This window comes from Streptomyces sp. P5F9 (assembly GCF_057961495.1).
Genome location: NZ_JBXVPZ010000214.1, coordinates 1 through 16,410, shown reverse-complemented (window position 1 = coordinate 16,410; position 16,410 = coordinate 1). Strand labels below are relative to the sequence as shown.

The 16,410-nt window shown below is 69.7% G+C and carries 16 protein-coding genes and 1 pseudogene; 9 read left to right on the top strand and 8 right to left on the bottom strand.

The window, feature by feature from the left end:
• Positions 1 to 73: 73 nt before the first annotated feature.
• The 5 genes from folP to AC31A1_RS29210 all read left to right on the top strand — a co-directional run bounded on the left by folP (position 74) and on the right by AC31A1_RS29210 (position 3,277).
• Entirely contained in the window at positions 74 to 982 is a 909-nt protein-coding gene (folP, locus tag AC31A1_RS29230; protein WP_489656194.1) for a dihydropteroate synthase, read from the top strand.
• Entirely contained in the window at positions 979 to 1,482 is a 504-nt protein-coding gene (locus AC31A1_RS29225) for a nuclear transport factor 2 family protein (protein WP_019064272.1), read from the top strand. The genes folP and AC31A1_RS29225 overlap by 4 nt, the downstream gene beginning before the upstream one ends.
• A 279-nt stretch (positions 1,483 to 1,761) precedes the next feature.
• Positions 1,762 to 2,121 carry a dihydroneopterin aldolase gene (gene folB / locus AC31A1_RS29220; protein WP_033286136.1) on the top strand — a complete coding sequence of 120 codons (360 nt, stop codon included), beginning with the start codon at positions 1,762 to 1,764 and terminating at the stop codon, positions 2,119 to 2,121.
• Positions 2,118 to 2,729, top strand: a complete 612-nt coding sequence (gene folK, locus AC31A1_RS29215; RefSeq protein WP_489656193.1) for a 2-amino-4-hydroxy-6-hydroxymethyldihydropteridine diphosphokinase — start codon at positions 2,118 to 2,120, stop codon at positions 2,727 to 2,729. The genes folB and folK overlap by 4 nt, the downstream gene beginning before the upstream one ends.
• A gap of 59 nt (positions 2,730 to 2,788) precedes the next feature.
• Positions 2,789 to 3,277 (top strand): DUF3180 domain-containing protein, encoded by a 489-nt coding sequence (locus AC31A1_RS29210; RefSeq protein WP_489656192.1) that lies wholly within the window; start codon positions 2,789 to 2,791, stop codon positions 3,275 to 3,277.
• Positions 3,278 to 3,380: 103 nt separating this feature from the next.
• On the opposite strand, the gene folE is transcribed toward AC31A1_RS29210, so the two are convergent.
• The 6 genes from folE to dacB all read right to left on the bottom strand — a co-directional run bounded on the left by folE (position 3,381) and on the right by dacB (position 11,151).
• Positions 3,381 to 3,986, bottom strand: a complete 606-nt coding sequence (gene folE / locus AC31A1_RS29205) for a GTP cyclohydrolase I FolE (protein ID WP_318017968.1) — start codon at positions 3,984 to 3,986, stop codon at positions 3,381 to 3,383.
• 133 nt (positions 3,987 to 4,119) lie between these two features.
• Positions 4,120 to 6,153 carry an ATP-dependent zinc metalloprotease FtsH gene (gene ftsH / locus AC31A1_RS29200; protein WP_489656191.1) on the bottom strand — a complete coding sequence of 678 codons (2,034 nt, stop codon included), beginning with the start codon at positions 6,151 to 6,153 and terminating at the stop codon, positions 4,120 to 4,122.
• A gap of 186 nt (positions 6,154 to 6,339) precedes the next feature.
• On the bottom strand, positions 6,340 to 6,900 hold the full coding sequence (gene hpt / locus AC31A1_RS29195; RefSeq protein ID WP_393751625.1) for a hypoxanthine phosphoribosyltransferase: 561 nt from the start codon (positions 6,898 to 6,900) through the stop codon (positions 6,340 to 6,342).
• Positions 6,901 to 6,965: 65 nt separating this feature from the next.
• Positions 6,966 to 8,006, bottom strand: coding sequence for a tRNA lysidine(34) synthetase TilS (tilS, locus tag AC31A1_RS29190; protein ID WP_489656190.1), 1,041 nt, complete (start codon positions 8,004 to 8,006; stop codon positions 6,966 to 6,968).
• Positions 8,007 to 8,198: 192 nt separating this feature from the next.
• A complete protein-coding gene (locus AC31A1_RS29185) occupies positions 8,199 to 9,320 on the bottom strand; it encodes a zinc-dependent metalloprotease (protein WP_318017967.1) in 1,122 nt (373 codons plus the stop codon).
• Positions 9,321 to 9,456: 136 nt separating this feature from the next.
• Positions 9,457 to 11,151, bottom strand: a complete 1,695-nt coding sequence (dacB, locus tag AC31A1_RS29180; protein ID WP_489656189.1) for a D-alanyl-D-alanine carboxypeptidase/D-alanyl-D-alanine endopeptidase — start codon at positions 11,149 to 11,151, stop codon at positions 9,457 to 9,459.
• Positions 11,152 to 11,230: 79 nt separating this feature from the next.
• Between dacB and AC31A1_RS29175 the strand changes: the two genes are divergently transcribed.
• Both AC31A1_RS29175 and AC31A1_RS29170 read left to right on the top strand, forming a co-directional pair.
• Positions 11,231 to 11,722, top strand: coding sequence for an inorganic diphosphatase (locus AC31A1_RS29175; protein ID WP_019070224.1), 492 nt, complete (start codon positions 11,231 to 11,233; stop codon positions 11,720 to 11,722).
• Between the two features lie 103 nt (positions 11,723 to 11,825).
• Positions 11,826 to 13,481 (top strand): threonine/serine exporter family protein, encoded by a 1,656-nt coding sequence (locus AC31A1_RS29170; RefSeq protein ID WP_489656188.1) that lies wholly within the window; start codon positions 11,826 to 11,828, stop codon positions 13,479 to 13,481.
• Between the two features lie 95 nt (positions 13,482 to 13,576).
• Here the strand turns inward: AC31A1_RS29170 and AC31A1_RS29165 are convergent, their stop codons facing one another.
• Complete coding sequence (locus AC31A1_RS29165; RefSeq protein ID WP_489656187.1) at positions 13,577 to 14,491, bottom strand: DedA family protein; 915 nt, start codon at positions 14,489 to 14,491, stop codon at positions 13,577 to 13,579.
• A 141-nt stretch (positions 14,492 to 14,632) separates the two neighbouring features.
• On the opposite strand from AC31A1_RS29165, the gene AC31A1_RS29160 reads away from it, so the two are divergent.
• Positions 14,633 to 14,998 carry a YbjQ family protein gene (locus AC31A1_RS29160; protein ID WP_363101818.1) on the top strand — a complete coding sequence of 122 codons (366 nt, stop codon included), beginning with the start codon at positions 14,633 to 14,635 and terminating at the stop codon, positions 14,996 to 14,998.
• 21 nt (positions 14,999 to 15,019) lie between these two features.
• Here AC31A1_RS29160 and AC31A1_RS29155 read toward each other — a convergent pair whose 3' ends face one another.
• Positions 15,020 to 15,802, bottom strand: coding sequence for a MerR family transcriptional regulator (locus AC31A1_RS29155; RefSeq protein WP_489656186.1), 783 nt, complete (start codon positions 15,800 to 15,802; stop codon positions 15,020 to 15,022).
• Positions 15,803 to 15,939: 137 nt separating this feature from the next.
• Between AC31A1_RS29155 and AC31A1_RS29150 the strand changes: the two are divergent.
• Positions 15,940 to 16,410, top strand: a pseudogene (locus tag AC31A1_RS29150) (ion channel protein); the annotation flags it as partial.

The window sequence follows — 16,410 nt, the reverse complement described above, 5'->3', positions numbered from 1 at the left end:
CCCCCACCGGACCAGCCCGCTTCCACCCGGCCCGCGGGGCCGTACCCCCTCCTCCTGGGCCTACGCTGAACGTATGAGCAAGCAGAGCGGACGCGGGCGTGTCACGGGCCTTCCGGAGTGGGACCGGTGCGCGGTCATGGGGGTCGTGAACGTCACCCCGGACTCCTTCTCCGACGGCGGCCGCTTCTTCGACACCACGGCGGCCGTCAAGCGGGGCCTGGACCTGGTCACCGAGGGCGCCGACCTGGTGGATGTCGGCGGTGAGTCCACCCGCCCCGGCGCCTCCCGCGTGGATGAGGCCGAGGAACTCAAGCGCGTCATCCCCGTAGTGCGCGGCCTCGCCTCCGAGGGCGTCACCGTCTCCGTGGACACCATGCGCGCCTCCGTCGCCGAGCAGGCCCTCGCCGCCGGCGCCGCCCTCGTCAACGACGTCAGCGGCGGCCTCGCCGACCCCGCGATGATCCCGGTCGTCGCCGCCTCCGGCGCCCCCTTCGTCGTCATGCACTGGCGCGGCTTCCTGGAGGGCGGCAACGTCAGGGGGGTCTACGACGACGTCGTCACCGAGGTCGTCGACGAACTGCACGCACGCGTGGAGGCCGTTCTGGCGGGCGGTGTCGCCCCCGACCGCGTCGTCGTCGACCCGGGCCTCGGCTTCTCCAAGGACGCCGAGCACGACCTCGTCCTCCTCGCCCACCTCGACCGTCTACTCGCCCTCGGCCACCCCCTCCTGGTCGCCGCCTCCCGCAAACGGTTCCTCGGCCGCGTCCTGGCAGGCCCCGAGGGAGCGCCCCCGCCCGCGCGCGAGCGCGACGCCGCCACGGCCGCCGTCTCCGCGCTCGCGGCGCACGCCGGCGCCTGGGCGGTACGCGTCCACGAGGTCCGCGCCACCGCCGACGCCGTACGCGTCGCACGCGCCGTCGAGGGGGCGCGCACGCCGGGCGCCCGAGCGGCTTCGCACTCCAGCTCCGAGGGAGCCCTGTGACCGCCCCGCACACCGACGTCGAGCAGGTGGAACTCGCCAACACCGCGTTCTACGAGACGCTGGAGCGCGGTGACTTCGACGAACTGTCCGCGCTCTGGCTCACCCCGGCCGACCTCGGCGTCGACGAGGAGTACCACGACCCGGCGGACAGCGGCGTGATCTCCTGCGTGCACCCGGGCTGGCCGGTGCTGACCGGCCGGGGCGAGGTCCTGCGGTCGTACGCGCTGATCATGGCGAACACCGAGTACATCCAGTTCTTCCTCACCGACGTGCATGTCTCGGTGACCGGCGACACCGCGCTGGTCACCTGCACGGAGAACATCCTCAGCGGCGGCCCCTCCCCCGACGACAGCGACGAACTGGGCCCGCTGGTCGGCCAGCTCGTGGTCGCCACGAACGTGTTCCGGCGCACCCCCGAGGGCTGGAAACTCTGGTCGCATCACGCGTCCCCGGTTCTGGCCGAAAACGACGAGGACGAGGGCGAGGACACCCCCACCTGAGTGGGTAGGCACCCCCTGGGAGAACCCGTCGCGACCCGTCGCAACCCGTCGGGACCAAGAAGTGGTTGGAATCACGAACCCCGGGGTAGGGGCGGCTACCGACCCATGAGCCACCGGGTTCCCCAGGGGAAACGCTCGATGAACCCTCTGGCCCCGGACAGTGCCCGCGCCCTCGTGGCCCGGCATTGTCAGTGCCCGCAGGTAGATTCGTTCGAGGCCGGAGTACCGCCCGCACACGGTACGAACCGGCCACCACCGACGATTGCAGGAGTGATTCGCGTGGATCGTGTCGCGCTGAGCGGCCTGAAGGCCCGCGGGCACCACGGCGTGTTCCCCAAGGAGCGCGAGGAGGGCCAGACCTTCATCGTGGACCTCGTTCTGGGCCTGGACACCCGGCCGGCCGCCGCCGACGACGACCTGGCGAAGACCGTGCACTACGGCATCGTGGCCGAGGAGGTCGTGGCCGTCGTCCAGGGCGAGCCCGTCAACCTCATCGAGACCCTCGCCGAGCGCATCGCGCAGACCTGCCTGAAGCACGAAGGGGTCGAGGAGGTCGAGGTCCGCGTCCACAAGCCGGACGCCCCGATCACCGTCCCCTTCGACGACGTGACCGTCACCATCACCCGGAGCCGAGTATGACCTTCTCGTTCACCGAGGGTCACAGCGACCCGACCGTCCAGCCGGTGCCCGCCTCCGTGGTGCAGCAGGTGGACGCCGCCGACACCACCCTCAGCAACCCGAAGCGCGCCGTGATCTCCATCGGCGCGAACCTGGGCAATCGCCTGGAGACCCTCCAGGGAGCCATCGACGCCCTGGAGGACACCCCCGGCGTCCGCATCAAGGCCGTGTCCCCGGTCTACGAGACGGAGCCGTGGGGCGTCGAGCCCGGCAGCCAGCCGTCGTACTTCAACGCGGTCGTCGTCCTCAAGACGACCCTGCCCCCGTCCTCCCTGCTGGAGCGGGCGCACGCGGTCGAGGAGGCCTTCCACCGGGTCCGCGAGGAGCGCTGGGGCGCGCGCACGATCGACGTCGACATCGTCGCGTACGCCGACGTCGTCTCGGACGACCCGGTGCTGACGCTCCCCCACCCGCGCGCCCACGAGCGGGCCTTCGTGCTCGCCCCGTGGCACGACGTGGAGCCCGAGGCGCAGTTGCCCGGCCGCGGCCCGGTCGCCGTTCTCCTCGACTCCGTCACGCGTGACGGAGTCGCGCCCCGCAAGGATCTGGAACTCCGGCTGCCCGAGTAGTCGTTAAGGTCGAGACGACCACTACGCCCGGACAGGGCACGGGGAGCTGAAGGGACACCGTGAGAGAGCTGCGGATCAGGGTGCTGGCCGGCGTGTTCGCGATCGCCGGAGTGCTGTCCTGGGCGGGGGCCCGCCTGTGGAGCGCGGTGGGGACCCTGCCGAGCGTCCCGCTGGCCGCGCCCATCGTCCTCGCCGTGATCGCCGTGGTCCTGCTGGCCACGGCGCTCTCCCTGCGCGCCCGCCTCAAGGCCCAGCGCGAGCGCCGCCCCGGCGCCAAGGGCGTCGACCCCCTGATGGCCGCCCGCGCGGTCGTCTTCGGCCAGGCCAGCGCCCTGGTCGCCGCCCTCGTCGCCGGCATGTACGGCGGCACGGGCGTCTACCTCCTGGAGTCCCTCGACATCCCCGCCCGCCGCGACCAGGCCATCTACGCCGGCTTCTCGGTCCTGGCAGGCATCGCGGTGATAGCGGCCGCGATCTTCCTGGAGCGAGTCTGCAAACTCCCGGAGGACGACGACAACAACGCGGCGGGCGCAACCCCGGTCACCTGAGGCGCCCTAAAGGGGCGCGGGGAACTGCGCGACCAGCCACGACGAAGCCGCACCCAACCGACGACCTCACGGTCCTTCCCGGTCCTCCCAGCGGAGCGAACCGTCAGCGAGCCATGATCAGACTCATCGCCTCGTTACGGGTAGCAGGATCCCGCAACTGCCCCCGCACAGCCGACGTAATGGTCTTCGCGCCCGGCTTCCGCACCCCCCGCATCGACATGCACATGTGCTCACACTCGACAACGACGATGACCCCCCGCGGCTCCAGAATCTCCATCAGGGAATCCGCGACCTGCGTGGTCAACCGTTCCTGCACCTGCGGCCGCCGCGCATAGACGTCCACCAGCCGAGCCAGCTTCGACAACCCGGTGATCTTCCCGTCGGCGGACGGGATGTACCCGACATGCGCGACCCCGACGAACGGCACCAGGTGGTGCTCGCAGTTGCTCAACACCTCGATGTCCTTCACCAGGACCATCTCGTCGTGCCCCAGGTCGAACGTCGTCGTCAGCACGTCCTCCGGCTTCTGCCACAGCCCCGCGAATATCTCCTTGTACGCCCGCGCCACCCGCGCTGGCGTCTCCCTGAGCCCCTCCCGGTCCGGGTCCTCGCCGACCGCGATCAGCAGTTCGCGTACGGCGTTCTCGGCGCGCTTCTCGTCGAAGACGCCTATCGCTCCCTCGCCGTCCAGCGTCACGGGGTCGGTCATGGCGGTGCCTCGTTCCTGTGCGGGTCACGCGTGTGCGGACACACGCCTCAGTTGCGGGCATATGGAAAAGCCGCGCCCCCCAGGCTAAATCCAGGGGGGCGCGGCTTCCATTTCGGGCCGTGTGAGACTCGCGTCAGTTGTCGGGGCGCTCCTCCGGGGCCTTCTCCAGCGTGGGAGAGGACTCGGCGGTCGCACCGGCGGTGATCGCGGGACCCGCGCCGTTCGTCCCGTTCGTCAGTGACAGCTCCTTGGGGGAGAGCACCGGCGGGCGGGTGGACGGCGTACGGCGGGAGGAGCCGGTCCAGGAGGGACGGGCCGGACGCCGGACGATGGGAGCGAAGACCTCGGCGATCTGCTCCTTGTTCAGCGTCTCCTTCTCCAGCAGCTGGAGCACGAGCGCGTCGAGCACGTCACGGTTCTCGACCAGGATCTCCCAGGCCTCGTTGTGCGCGTTCTCGATGAGCTTCTTGACCTCTTCGTCGACGAGCGCGGCGACCTCTTCCGAGTAGTCGCGCGGGTGCGACATCTCCCGGCCCAGGAAGGGCTCGGTGTTGTCGCCGCCGAACTTGATCGCGCCGAGGCGCTCGGTCATGCCGTACTGCGTGACCATCGCGCGGGCCGTCGCTGTGGCCTTCTCGATGTCGTTCGCGGCGCCCGTGGTCGGGTCGTGGAAGACCAGTTCCTCGGCCGCGCGGCCGCCCAGCATGTAGGCCAGCTGGTCGAGCATCTCGTTGCGCGTGGTCGAGTACTTGTCCTCTTCCGGCAGGACCATCGTGTAGCCCAGAGCACGGCCTCGGGAGAGGATCGTGATCTTGTGCACCGGGTCGGAGTTCGGGGAAGCCGCCGCGACCAGGGCGTGTCCGCCCTCGTGGTACGCGGTGATCTTCTTCTCCTTGTCCGACATGATCCGGGTCCGCTTCTGCGGGCCCGCGACCACACGGTCGATCGCCTCGTCCAGCATGGAGTTGTCGATCAGCTTGCGGTTGCCGCGTGCGGTGAGCAGGGCGGCCTCGTTGAGGACGTTGCTCAGGTCCGCGCCGGTGAAGCCCGGCGTACGGCGGGCGACCGCGGAGAGGTCGACGTCCGGTGCGACCGGCTTGCCCTTCTGGTGGACCTTGAGGATCTCCAGACGGCCCTGCATGTCCGGGCGGTCGACCGCGATCTGGCGGTCGAAGCGGCCGGGGCGCAGGAGGGCCGGGTCGAGGATGTCGGGCCGGTTCGTCGCGGCGATGAGGATCACGCCGCCCTTGACGTCGAAGCCGTCCATCTCGACGAGCAGCTGGTTCAGCGTCTGCTCGCGCTCGTCGTGTCCACCGCCGAGGCCGGCGCCGCGATGGCGGCCGACCGCGTCGATCTCGTCGACGAAGACGATCGCCGGAGCGTTCGCCTTGGCCTGCTCGAACAGGTCACGGACTCGGGAGGCACCGACACCGACGAACATCTCGACGAAGTCGGAACCGGAAATCGAGTAGAAGGGCACCCCGGCCTCGCCCGCGACGGCGCGCGCCAGCAGGGTCTTGCCGGTGCCGGGAGGGCCGTACAGGAGTACGCCCTTGGGGATCTTGGCGCCGACGGCCTGGAACTTCGCCGGCTCCTGGAGGAACTCCTTGATCTCGTGCAGTTCCTCGACGGCCTCGTCGGAGCCCGCGACGTCCGCGAACGTCGTCTTCGGGGTGTCCTTGGTGATGAGCTTGGCCTTGGACTTCCCGAAGTTCATGACTCGGGAGCCGCCGCCCTGCATCTGGTTCATCAGGAACAGGAAGACGACCACGATGAGGACGAAGGGGAGCAGCGACAACAGGATCCCGACGAAAGCGTTCTGCTTCGTCGGCGACACCGTGTAGCCGTCCGGAATCTGCTTGTCCTGGTACTTGGTCTGCAGCGTGGCCGCGAGGTCCACGCCCTGGTCGCCGATGTAGCTCGCCTGGATCTTGGAGCTGCCCTCGACCTTGACGCCGTCCTTGAGCGTGACCTTGACGGTCTGCTCGTCACCGGTGGTGATCTTGGCCGACTCGACCTTGTTGTCATTGATCGCCTGGACGACCTGGCCGGTGTCCACCGCCTTGTAGCCGCCGGACGAGCCGACGACCTGCATCAACACGACCACGGCAAGGACGGCCAGCACGATCCACATGACCGGCCCACGGAAGTATCGCTTCACGTCCATCCATACGGAGCGAATTCGCTCCGTCCCTCCTGCCATAGTGAGTTTGATAAAGACAGTTCTTCTGACCGTACCCCAGCCATGTTGCCCGAAGTCGCGCGGGACGGCTGGGAGACGCGTCTGCATGCTCCAACGGCGCGAAACCCGCTGGGGTTCCCGATCGTCTTACAGGGCTTGCGCCGAGTGGCTCTAGCCGCCGTAGACGTGCGGCGCGAGCGTACCGACGAACGGCAGGTTGCGGTACTTCTCCGCGTAGTCGAGGCCGTAGCCGACGACGAACTCGTTCGGGATGTCGAAGCCGACCCACTCCACCTCGATGGCGACCTTGGCCGCCTCCGGCTTGCGGAGCAGGGTGCAGATCCTCAACGAGTCGGGCTCACGCGAGCCGAGGTTGGAGATCAGCCAGGACAGGGTCAGACCCGAGTCGATGATGTCCTCGACGATGAGGACGTGCTTGCCCTTGATGTCGGTGTCGAGGTCCTTGAGGATCCGCACGACACCGGAGGACTGGGTGCCCGCGCCGTACGACGACACGGCCATCCAGTCCATGGTGACGGGGGTGGACAGCGCCCGGGCGAGGTCCGCCATGACCATCACCGCGCCCTTGAGGACGCCGACGATCAGCAGATCCTTGCCCGCGTACTCCGCGTCGATCTTCGCGGCGAGCTCCACGAGCTTCGCGTCGATCTCTTCCTTGGTGATGAGCACCGACTGGAGGTCGTCACCCATGTCTTTCGCGTCCACCCGCATCACTTTCGGTCGTCCAACCGGCTACTACCTGGCCCCGCCCCCGGGGGCCCGGAGGGGGTGTCGATTCAGCCTTGCCGAATCACCAGTCTGCCACCCTGGCGCCGGGCGACGACCTTGCCCGGGAGATTGATGGCTCCCTGGCCGCGCCAGCCGGTGATCAGCCGGTCGACTTCCTCGATGTGCCGGGCGAACAGCGAACCGGCCGGGGCACCGGCCTGGATGGCGGCCCGGCGCAGGATGCGACGGCGTACGGCGGGCGGCAGGGCGTAGAGCTTGGCGCACTCCAGGAGGCCGGTGGCGTCGCGTACGGAGGTCTCGGCCTGGCTGGCCCAGGTGTCGAGGGCGTCGGCGTCGTCCCGGGACAGCTGCGCCGTACGGGCGAGCGCTTCCACGACCCCTTTGCCGAGCGCCTTCTCCAGGGCCGGCAGTCCTTCGTGGCGCAGCCGGGAACGCGTGTACGCGGGGTCGGCGTTGTGCGGGTCGTCCCAGACGGGCAGCGACTGGACCATGCAGGCCTTGCGGGCGGTCTGCCGGTCGAGCTGCAGGAAGGGGCGGCGGTAACGGCCGTCGGCCCCCGAGACCGCGGCCATCCCCGACAGGGAGCGGATGCCGGAGCCGCGGGCGAGGCCCAGCAGGACGGTCTCGGCCTGGTCGTCGCGGGTGTGGCCGAGCAGGACGGCGGCGGCGCCGTGGCGTGCGGCACAGTCGTCGAGGGCTGCGTAGCGGGCGTCCCGGGCGGCTGCCTCGGGGCCGCCCTCGCGGCCCACGGTCACGGACGTGGCTTCGACGGGGTCCAGGCCCAGTTCGCGCAGCCGTAGAACGACCTCGTCGGCGCGCAGGTCGGAGCCGACCTGGAGGCCGTGGTCGACGGTGATGCCGCCGGCCCTGATGCCCAGCTTGGGGGCTTCGAAGGCGAGGGCGGAGGCGAGGGCCATGGAATCGGCGCCGCCGGAGCATGCGACGAGCACGAGCGGCGAGGGCGGGCGCTCGTGCGAGGTGTGCCGGGAGGCGCCGGCGGTCTGCAGTGCCTCGTGGTCGGTGAGGATGTCGTGGAGGACGCGGCGGACCGCCAGGCGTATCGCCGCGACCGCAGGATGGGGACCCATGTCCGGTTCCCTTCATGAAGTTTTCGGGGGTTGGCCCGAGGTTCGGTCACTCAGAGTGTGTAGATGGTGACAGAACCGGGGCGTTCCCCGAGCATTGCACGCCTACCCATCGCTCACGGTCCCTCGGACGGGTGATTGCAGGGGCGTTCGCCTGCCGTCGGCCGGATTCGTTTCACCACGCCCGCGACCCGTTCACGACTCGGCCTTGCGGTGCACCCGCGCGACCCAGTCCGCCGGTTTGGCGATCTCCGTCTTGGTCGGCAACGTGTTCGGAGAGGTCCACACGCGGTTGAAGCCGTCCATGCCGACCTGGTCGACGACCGCCCGCACGAACCGCTCGCCGTCCCGGTACTGCCGCAGCTTGGCGTCGAGGCCGAGCAGCTTGCGCAGCGCCGAGTCCAGCCGGGAGGCGCCCTTCGCGCGACGCTGCTGGAACTTCTCGCGGATCTCCGCGACGCTCGGCACCACGTCCGGACCGACGCCGTCCATCACGAAGTCGGCGTGCCCCTCCAGGAGGGACATCACGGCGGTGAGCCGGCCGAGGATCTCCCGCTGCGCGGGCGTCTGCACGATCTCCACGAGGGACCGGCCCTCGTCGTCCTCCTCGCCTTCCGGCCGACCACCGGCCAACGACTGGGCGGCCTCCCGGATGCGCTCCAGAACCGTCATGGGGTCGACCTCGGTCTCCCCCAAGAACGACTGGATCTCGCCCTCCAGGTGGTCACGCAGCCAGGGCACGGCCGTGAACTGCGTGCGGTGCGTCTCCTCGTGCAGGCACACCCACAGACGGAAGTCGTGCGGTTCTACGTCGAGTTCGCGCTCCACGTGCACGATGTTCGGCGCGACCAGCAGCAGCCGCCCGCCCTTCGCTCCCGCCGGCAGCTCGCGGGACGCCGGGGCGAACGTCTCGTACTGGCCGAGCACGCGTGAGGACAGGAACGACAGCAGCATGCCCAGCTCGACGCCGGTCACCTTGCCGCCGACCGCCCCGAAGACCGCGCCCCCGGGGGTGTTGCCGCGCCGCTCCTGCATCTTGTCGAGCAGCGGTTTGAGGACCTCCCGGAACCCGGCGACGTTCGCCCGCACCCAGCCGGGGCGGTCGACGACCAGGATCGGGGTGTCGTGGATGTCGTCCGTGCCCATCCGGGTGAAACCCCGGACGTGCTGCTCCGAGGCCTTCGCATGCCGGCGCAGCTCCGCGACGACGGCCCGGGCCTCGTCACGGCTCACCTCGGGGCCCGGCCGCACAAGTCGGGTCGCGGTCGCCACCGCGAGATTCCAGTCGACCATCTCGGCACCACCGATGCTCGTCATGCGTCAACCGTACGTGAGCGCTGCCGCTGGGGGCAGGGCACGAGGTCGGTCAGGTGAGCGCCTGTTTGAACGGCCCCCGGTGTTGATGGCTGTGCCCACCCGTTCCGCCGTGCGGAACGCCTGCCCACAGCGGTTGCTAACTACAGCCGCACGCCGCCAGCGCCGTTGCCGTGTGGTCCAGGGCTGCCTGGGCGTCCAGGGCGTTCGTCGTGTCGGAGGCCAGGAAGGCGAAGGCCAGGAGTTGGCCGTCCTTGTCCACGACCGTGCCCGCGAGGGTGTTGACGCCCGTCAGGGTGCCGGTCTTGGCGCGGACCACGCCTGCCGCGCCTGTCGCGTCCGTGTAGCGACTCGTCAGGGTGCCGGTGAAGGCGGCGATGGGGAGGCCGGTGAGGACCGGGCGGAGTTCGGGGTGGGCCGGGGAGCCGGCCTTGACCAGGAGGGCGGTCAGGAGGTCGGCGGTGAGGCGGTCGTCGCGGTTGAGGCCGCTGCCGTCGTTGAACACGGCGCCCTTGACCGGGAGTTGAAGCTTCTTCAGCTGGGCGGCGATCGCGGCGGCGCCCCCGCCGAAGTCGGCCCGCTTGCCCGTCGCTACGGCCGTCTGGCGGGCCAGGGCCTCCGCGATGTCGTTGTCGCTGTTCGTCAGCATCCGCTCGACGATGTCGGAGAGCGGCGGCGAGGAGACCGTGGCGAGGGTGTCGGCGCGGCCGGTCGCCTTGGAGGGGCCCGGGGACGTCGTCCTGATGCCGTGCTCCTTGAGGAAGCCCGCGAACTTCCCGGCCGCGTCCGCCGCCGGGTCCGTCACGCGCTTGGCCGGGCCGCTGGACGAGTCGTCCGTACGGCCCTCGTCGGCCATCAGGGCGCTGACCGGAGCGAGGTTCTCGTTGACCCCGATCGGGTGGAGTTCGGCACCGGAGTACAGGGTCTTGTCGTACGACAGCGTCACCTCGCTCACGCCGCGCTTCTTCAGGGCCATCGCCGTCCTGTCGGCGAGCGTGCGCAGGCCGGCCCAGCCCTCGGCGTCCTGGTGGGCCGTCAGGGTCGGGTCGCCGCCGCCGACCAGGACGAGTTCCTTGGTGTCGGGCTCCAGGGCGGCGCGGGTGGTGAGGCGGTGGTCGGCGCCCATCGCGGAGAGGGCGGCCACGGCGGTGGCGATCTTCGTCGTCGAGGCCGGGGTCAACGCGTCGTCGGCGCCGACTCCGTAGAGGCGCTTTCCGGTCGAGACGTCCACGACGGCGGCCGTGTGGCGGGTGCCGAGCGCCGAGTCGCCCAGGAGGGGCGTGAGGACGTCCGCGAGGGCCGTGCCGGTCGGGGCCGACTTCACGGTGCTGGCGGCGCCGCCGAGGCCGACGAGGACGGACGCGGCGCTGGGGGCGGGTCGGGGTGCCTTGGCGGACGTATCGGAATTACGGCCGTGATCTACGCCACCTGACTGTTCCTGTGCGGCTGCGTAGTCCCGCTCGGCCGTACGCTGACCCGAGGAGTCCCAGGGACCGGCGGCGGTCACCACACCGGCGGCCAGCGCCATTCCGGCGGTGGCGGCGACGGCGGTGAACTGCCAGGTCCTGTTCGGCCGCGGCAACTTCGCGACCTGAGGTGACACGGATCCGACGAGCCGGGCGACCTTCGGTTTCACGGCTTCGGTGAGCCGCGTGGCCTGTGGTCTCGCGGCTTCGGTGAGCCGCGTGACCTGAGGCTTCACGGCTTGCGTGACCCGTGCGACCTGCGGTTTCACGGATTGTGCGGCCCGCTTGAGACGGGGCCGGACGGCTCGCGCGACCCGCGCCACCTGCGGTCTCGCGGCCTGCCAAGGCCTCAGCTCCGGCACGACCACCAGCCCCTTTCGCGATCACACACCTGCGTGAGGGACACTTAACCACCAGAACTATGTGCTGATCATGGAGGAGCCACCGGTGGAGTTCGACGTCACGATCGAGATCCCGAAGGGTTCGCGGAACAAGTACGAGGTGGACCACGAGACCGGTCGGATCCGCCTGGACCGTCGACTCTTCACCTCGACCAGTTACCCGGCCGACTACGGCTTCGTCGAGAACACTCTCGGCGAGGACGGCGACCCGCTGGACGCGCTGGTCATCCTGGAGGAGCCGACTTTCCCCGGCTGCCTCATCAAGTGCCGCGCGATCGGCATGTTCCGGATGACCGACGAGGCCGGCGGCGACGACAAGCTGCTGTGCGTCCCGGCGTCCGACCCGCGCGTGGAGCACCTGCGTGACATCCACCACGTGTCGGAGTTCGACCGCCTGGAGATCCAGCACTTCTTCGAGGTCTACAAGGACCTGGAGCCCGGCAAGTCGGTCGAGGGTGCCAACTGGGTGGGCCGTACGGACGCCGAGGCGGAGATCGAGCGCTCGTACAAGCGACTCAAGGAGCAGGGCGGCCACTGACCCCCTGTCAGCAAACGGGCCGCACGCACACGCGTGCGGCCCGTTTGCATGCCTGTGCGCATACTGAGGATCACTGGAGGTGTCGTACAGGGAGTGCTACGGAGTGACGGAAGCCGAGGACCGCAAGCCGCAGTCGGACGAGGCCAGGAGTGCTTTCACGGCTCCGGCGGGCGTCGAGGCGGCGGTCGTGGCGGCGACTGACGGGGAGTCGTCCACGACGTCCGAGTTCGCCGTTCCGAGCGGGCTCGACGTGACGCCCGCGCCGGCCGTCGAGGAATCCGAGGGGTCGGCGTTCAGCCCGCCCAGCCTCTACCGCGCGCGCAAGGCGCCGCCCGCCTTCACGCCGCCGACCGGGATTCCCGTCGTCAGCCTCACCAAGGACGTGCCCTGGCAGGACCGGATGCGCACGATGCTGCGGATGCCGGTGGCCGAGCGGCCCGCTCCCGAGCCGGTGCAGAAGCCGGACGACAGCGGCCCCGCCGTACCGCGCGTGCTCGATCTGACGCTCCGCATCGGCGAGTTGCTGCTCGCGGGCGGCGAGGGCGCGGAGGACGTCGAGGCGGCGATGTTCGCGGTCTGCCGCTCCTACGGCCTCGACCGCTGCGAGCCGACCGTCACCTTCACACTGCTGTCGATCTCTTATCAGCCCTCCCTGGTGGACGATCCGGTGACCGCGTCGCGCACGGTACGACGCCGGGGCACCGACTACACGCGGCTCGCGGCCGTGTTCCGGCTGGTCCAGGACCTCAGCGATCCGGAGACCGCGCTCTCCCTGGAGGACGCCTACCGGCGGCTCGCGGAGATGCGGCGCAACCGGCACCCGTACCCCGGCTGGGTGCTGACCTCGGCCAGCGGGCTGCTCGCGGGCGCCGCCTCCGTACTCGTCGGCGGTGACATCATCGTGTTCGTCGCCGCCGCGCTCGGCGCGATGCTCGGGGACCGGCTGGCGTGGCTGTGCGCGGGGCGCGGACTGCCGGAGTTCTACCAGTTCACGGTCGCCGCGATGCCGCCCGCCGCGATAGGGGTCGCCCTGACGGTCGCCAACGTCGATGTGAAGGCCTCCGCGGTCATCACCGGTGGGCTGTTCGCCCTGCTGCCCGGGCGGGCGCTCGTGGCGGGCGTACAGGACGGCCTGACCGGCTTCTACATCACCGCGTCGGCCCGGCTCCTGGAAGTCATGTACTTCTTCGTCGGCATCGTGGCCGGCGTCCTGATCGTCCTGTACTTCGGCGTGAAGCTCGGCGCCCAGCTCAATCCGGACGTGGCCCTCGGCAACTCCGACCAGCCGCTGTGGCAGATCGGCGCGTCCGTCCTGCTGTCGCTGACCTTCGCCGTCCTGCTCCAGCAGGAACGATCCACCGTGCTCCTGGTGTCCCTCAACGGAGGTGTCGCCTGGTCGGTTTACGGAGCGATGCGCTTCGTCGCGGAGGTCTCGCCGGTTGCCTCTACGGCTGTCGCGGCGGGGTTGGTCGGGCTGTTCGGGCAGTTGCTGTCGCGGTACCGGTTCGCGTCGGCGTTGCCTTACACGACCGCGGCGATCGGGCCCCTGCTGCCGGGTTCCGCCACGTACTTCGGGCTGTTGGCGATCGCGCAGAACGAGGTCGACAAGGGGCTCGTGTCGTTGGCCACGGCGGCGTCTCTCGCCATGGCCATCGCGATCGGGGTCAATCTGGGGTCGGAGATCTCGCGGTTGTTCTTGCGGATTCCGGGGGCTTCTGCGGGGGCGCGGCGGGCGGCGAAGCGGACGAGGGGGTTCTGAGCGCCTAATAGCTCGGGGGCTTGGCTTTTTTGGCGGGTGCGGGTCCGTCGTGGCTGGTCGCGCAGTTCCCCGCGCCCCTATGGGGCGCGCCTCAGCTAGCCCTGTGGGTAGCCGTTCTGGGAGTAACCCTGGCCCTGGTTCTGGTCGTTGTACGGCGGGTACTGCTGGTTGCCGTACTGCTCATTGCCGTAGGGCTGCTGTTGGTACGTCTGCTGCTGTTGGGGCTGGGCGTAGTACTGGTCGTAGCCGTTGTTCTGGTCGTACTGCTGCTGGGGCTCTTCCACTCGCCGGAGTTGGGTCGTCGAGTCGTCCATGATCACCGGGAAGGGCTGGGTCGCGGCCGGGTCGCCAGGCTGTTCCTGGGAGTCCTGGCGGCCCTGGGGGTTCTTCTTGGCCTTGGAGCGGGCGCGCAGGAACTCGATGATGATCGGGATCACGGAGACGAAGACGATCAGGATGAGGATCGCTTCGATGTTCTTGTGGACGAAGTCGATGTTGCCGAGCCAGGAGCCGAGCAGGGTCACGCCCGCGCCCCACAGGACGCCGCCGATGATGTTGAACGTGAGGAACGAGCGGTACTTCATGCCGCTGACGCCGGCGATGATCGGCGTGAACGTGCGCACGATGGGCACGAAGCGGGCCAGGACCAGGGACTTGGGGCCGTACTTCTCGAAGAACTCGTGCGCCTTGACCACGTTCTCCTGCTTGAAGAGGCGTGAGTCCGGGCGGCTGAAGAGCGAGGGGCCGACCTTCTTGCCGAAGACGTAGCCCGCCTGGTCGCCGAGGATCGCGGCGACGCAGATCAGCGCGACGGCCGCCCACAGCGGAAAGTCCAGTGTGCCCGCGGTGATCAGCAGGCCGCAGGTGAAGAGCAGGGAGTCACCCGGCAGGAAGAACCCGATGAGTAGACCGGACTCCGCGAAGACCACGAGCAGGAGGCCCCAGATCCCGAACCGGTCGAGCATGGTGTTCGGATCGAGCCAGCTCGGGCCGAGGGCGAGCGTAATCACGGTTCCGGGCTCCTGAGGGGGGGAGGGAGGTGCCAGCGTCCAGGTACAGCCGCACAAAGCTATCAACGCGATGTGTCCGTCCCAGGTTCCACCGGTGACTCCAGGATGCACTGTGCACCCCATAGGACAAAGCTGTGAGCCATGGGTATCGACGAATACGGCGGCGGCCAGGGGCCGCAGGCCGACGTGCTGGTCGTGACGACGAACGACATCCCCGGCTACCGGGTCGAGCAGGTGATCGGCGAGGTCTTCGGGCTGACCGTGCGTTCACGGCATCTCGGCAGCCAGATCGGCGCCGGTCTGAAGTCGATGGTCGGCGGTGAACTGAAGGGGCTCACCAAAACCCTCGTGCAGACCCGCAACCAGGCCATGGAGCGGCTGATCGAGCAGGCACGCGCGCGTGGGGCCAACGGCGTCCTGGCGTTCCGCTTCGACGTGACCGAGGCGGCGGACGTGGGCACCGAGGTGTGCGCCTACGGGACGGCGGTGGTCCTGGCCCGGGAGTAGCGGTTCCCCCGGGCCGGGTCCCTAGGAGGTGTGCCAGGACGCGTTCGCCAGGATCGCGTCCTTCAGGTGCTCGGCCAGGCCCGGGGCCATCGCGTCGTAGAACGCCTTGAAGCGCTCGTCGGAGACGTACATCTCGGCGAGGCAGGTGTGCATCTCGTAGGAGCACGCGTAGAACCAGCGGTCGATGTGCAGGCGGTGTTCCTCGGCGAGGTCCATCGCCGCGTCGGCGGTGGGGAGTTCGCCCGCGGTCACCAGGGTGGCGTAGCGTTCGCTCCAGTCGTCGACCTCGGCCTGGAGGCGTTTCCAGTCGGCCTTCGTGTAGCGGGCGGCCCGGCGCTGTGACTCGGCGTAGGCCTCGGTGCCGCCCCAGCGCTGTTCTGCTTCCTCGGCGTACTGCTCGGGGTCCTTGTCGCCGAAGACCTCGAAGCGTTCCTCGGGGGTGAGGTTGATGCCCATCGTGCGTGCCTCCATGGCGTGTTCCACGGCCTCGGCCATCTTCTGGAGCTTCTCGATCCGGGCGGTCAGCAGCTCGTGCTGTCGGCGCAGATGTACGCGCGGGTCCGTCTCCGGGTCGTCGAGCAGGGCCGCGACCTCGTCGAGCGGGAAGCCGAGTTCCCGGTAGAACAGGATCTGTTGGAGCCGGTCGAGGTCGGCGTCGCCGTAGCGCCGGTGACCCGCGTGGCTGCGCGCGCTCGGAACGAGCAGGCCGATGTCGTCGTAGTGGTGCAGCGTGCGCACGGTGACCCCGGCGAACCCGGCGACCTGTCCTACGGAGTAGGAGTCCCGTCCTACGGAGTAGCTCACTTTCCGCTCCCTTCTTCTGTCCGCGCTCCACGCTGAGGCCTCACGCCACGTGAGGTGCAAGCCCCACAGGCCTCACGGCCCTGAAGTGCTCTCTCCCTCAAGATGTTCGGTCCGTTTTGCCCGCTTATGGTGAGCCCGTGGCCCAGGACAGCGCGCAACAGGCACCCGTTGCCCCTACGACCCCGGCGCGCACCCTGCTGCCGATGATCGTCCCCGCTCTGGTCGTGGGCGTGCTCGCGAGTCTGCTCTTCATCGGGGTGAGCGAGGCGGCCGAACAACTCCAGCACGTGCTCTGGAAGAACCTCCCCGACGCCCTGGGCATCGGCCGCTACTCGGTCCTCTGGATGCTCGTCATGCTGACGGCCACCGGCATCGTGGTCGGCCTGGTGGTGTGGAAGGTCCCCGGTCACGCCGGCCCCGATCCGGCGACCACCGGCCTGGAGGCCGTACCGCTGCCGCCCGCCGTGCTGCCCGGGCTCGTCCTGGCGACCGCGCTGATGCTCGCCGGCGGTCCGAGCCTGGGTCCCGAGAACCCGATCATCGCCGTGAACATGGGGCTCGCGGTGTGGGCGGGGCGCAGGCTGGCGCCGCGGGTGCCGGGCGGGGCG

What these genes read in the sequence shown, in the direction of transcription:
- folP (WP_489656194.1), top strand. Translation starts at nt 74, where the DNA reads ATGAGCAAGCAGAGCGGACGCGGGCGTGTCACGGGCCTTCCGGAGTGG.
- folK (WP_489656193.1), top strand. Translation starts at nt 2,118, where the DNA reads ATGACCTTCTCGTTCACCGAGGGTCACAGCGACCCGACCGTCCAGCCG.
- folE (WP_318017968.1), bottom strand. Translation starts at nt 3,986, where the DNA reads ATGACCGACCCCGTGACGCTGGACGGCGAGGGAGCGATAGGCGTCTTC.
- ftsH (WP_489656191.1), bottom strand. Translation starts at nt 6,153, where the DNA reads ATGGACGTGAAGCGATACTTCCGTGGGCCGGTCATGTGGATCGTGCTG.
- hpt (WP_393751625.1), bottom strand. Translation starts at nt 6,900, where the DNA reads ATGCGGGTGGACGCGAAAGACATGGGTGACGACCTCCAGTCGGTGCTC.
- tilS (WP_489656190.1), bottom strand. Translation starts at nt 8,006, where the DNA reads ATGGGTCCCCATCCTGCGGTCGCGGCGATACGCCTGGCGGTCCGCCGC.
- AC31A1_RS29185 (WP_318017967.1), bottom strand. Translation starts at nt 9,320, where the DNA reads ATGACGAGCATCGGTGGTGCCGAGATGGTCGACTGGAATCTCGCGGTG.
- AC31A1_RS29160 (WP_363101818.1), top strand. Translation starts at nt 14,633, where the DNA reads ATGGGTATCGACGAATACGGCGGCGGCCAGGGGCCGCAGGCCGACGTG.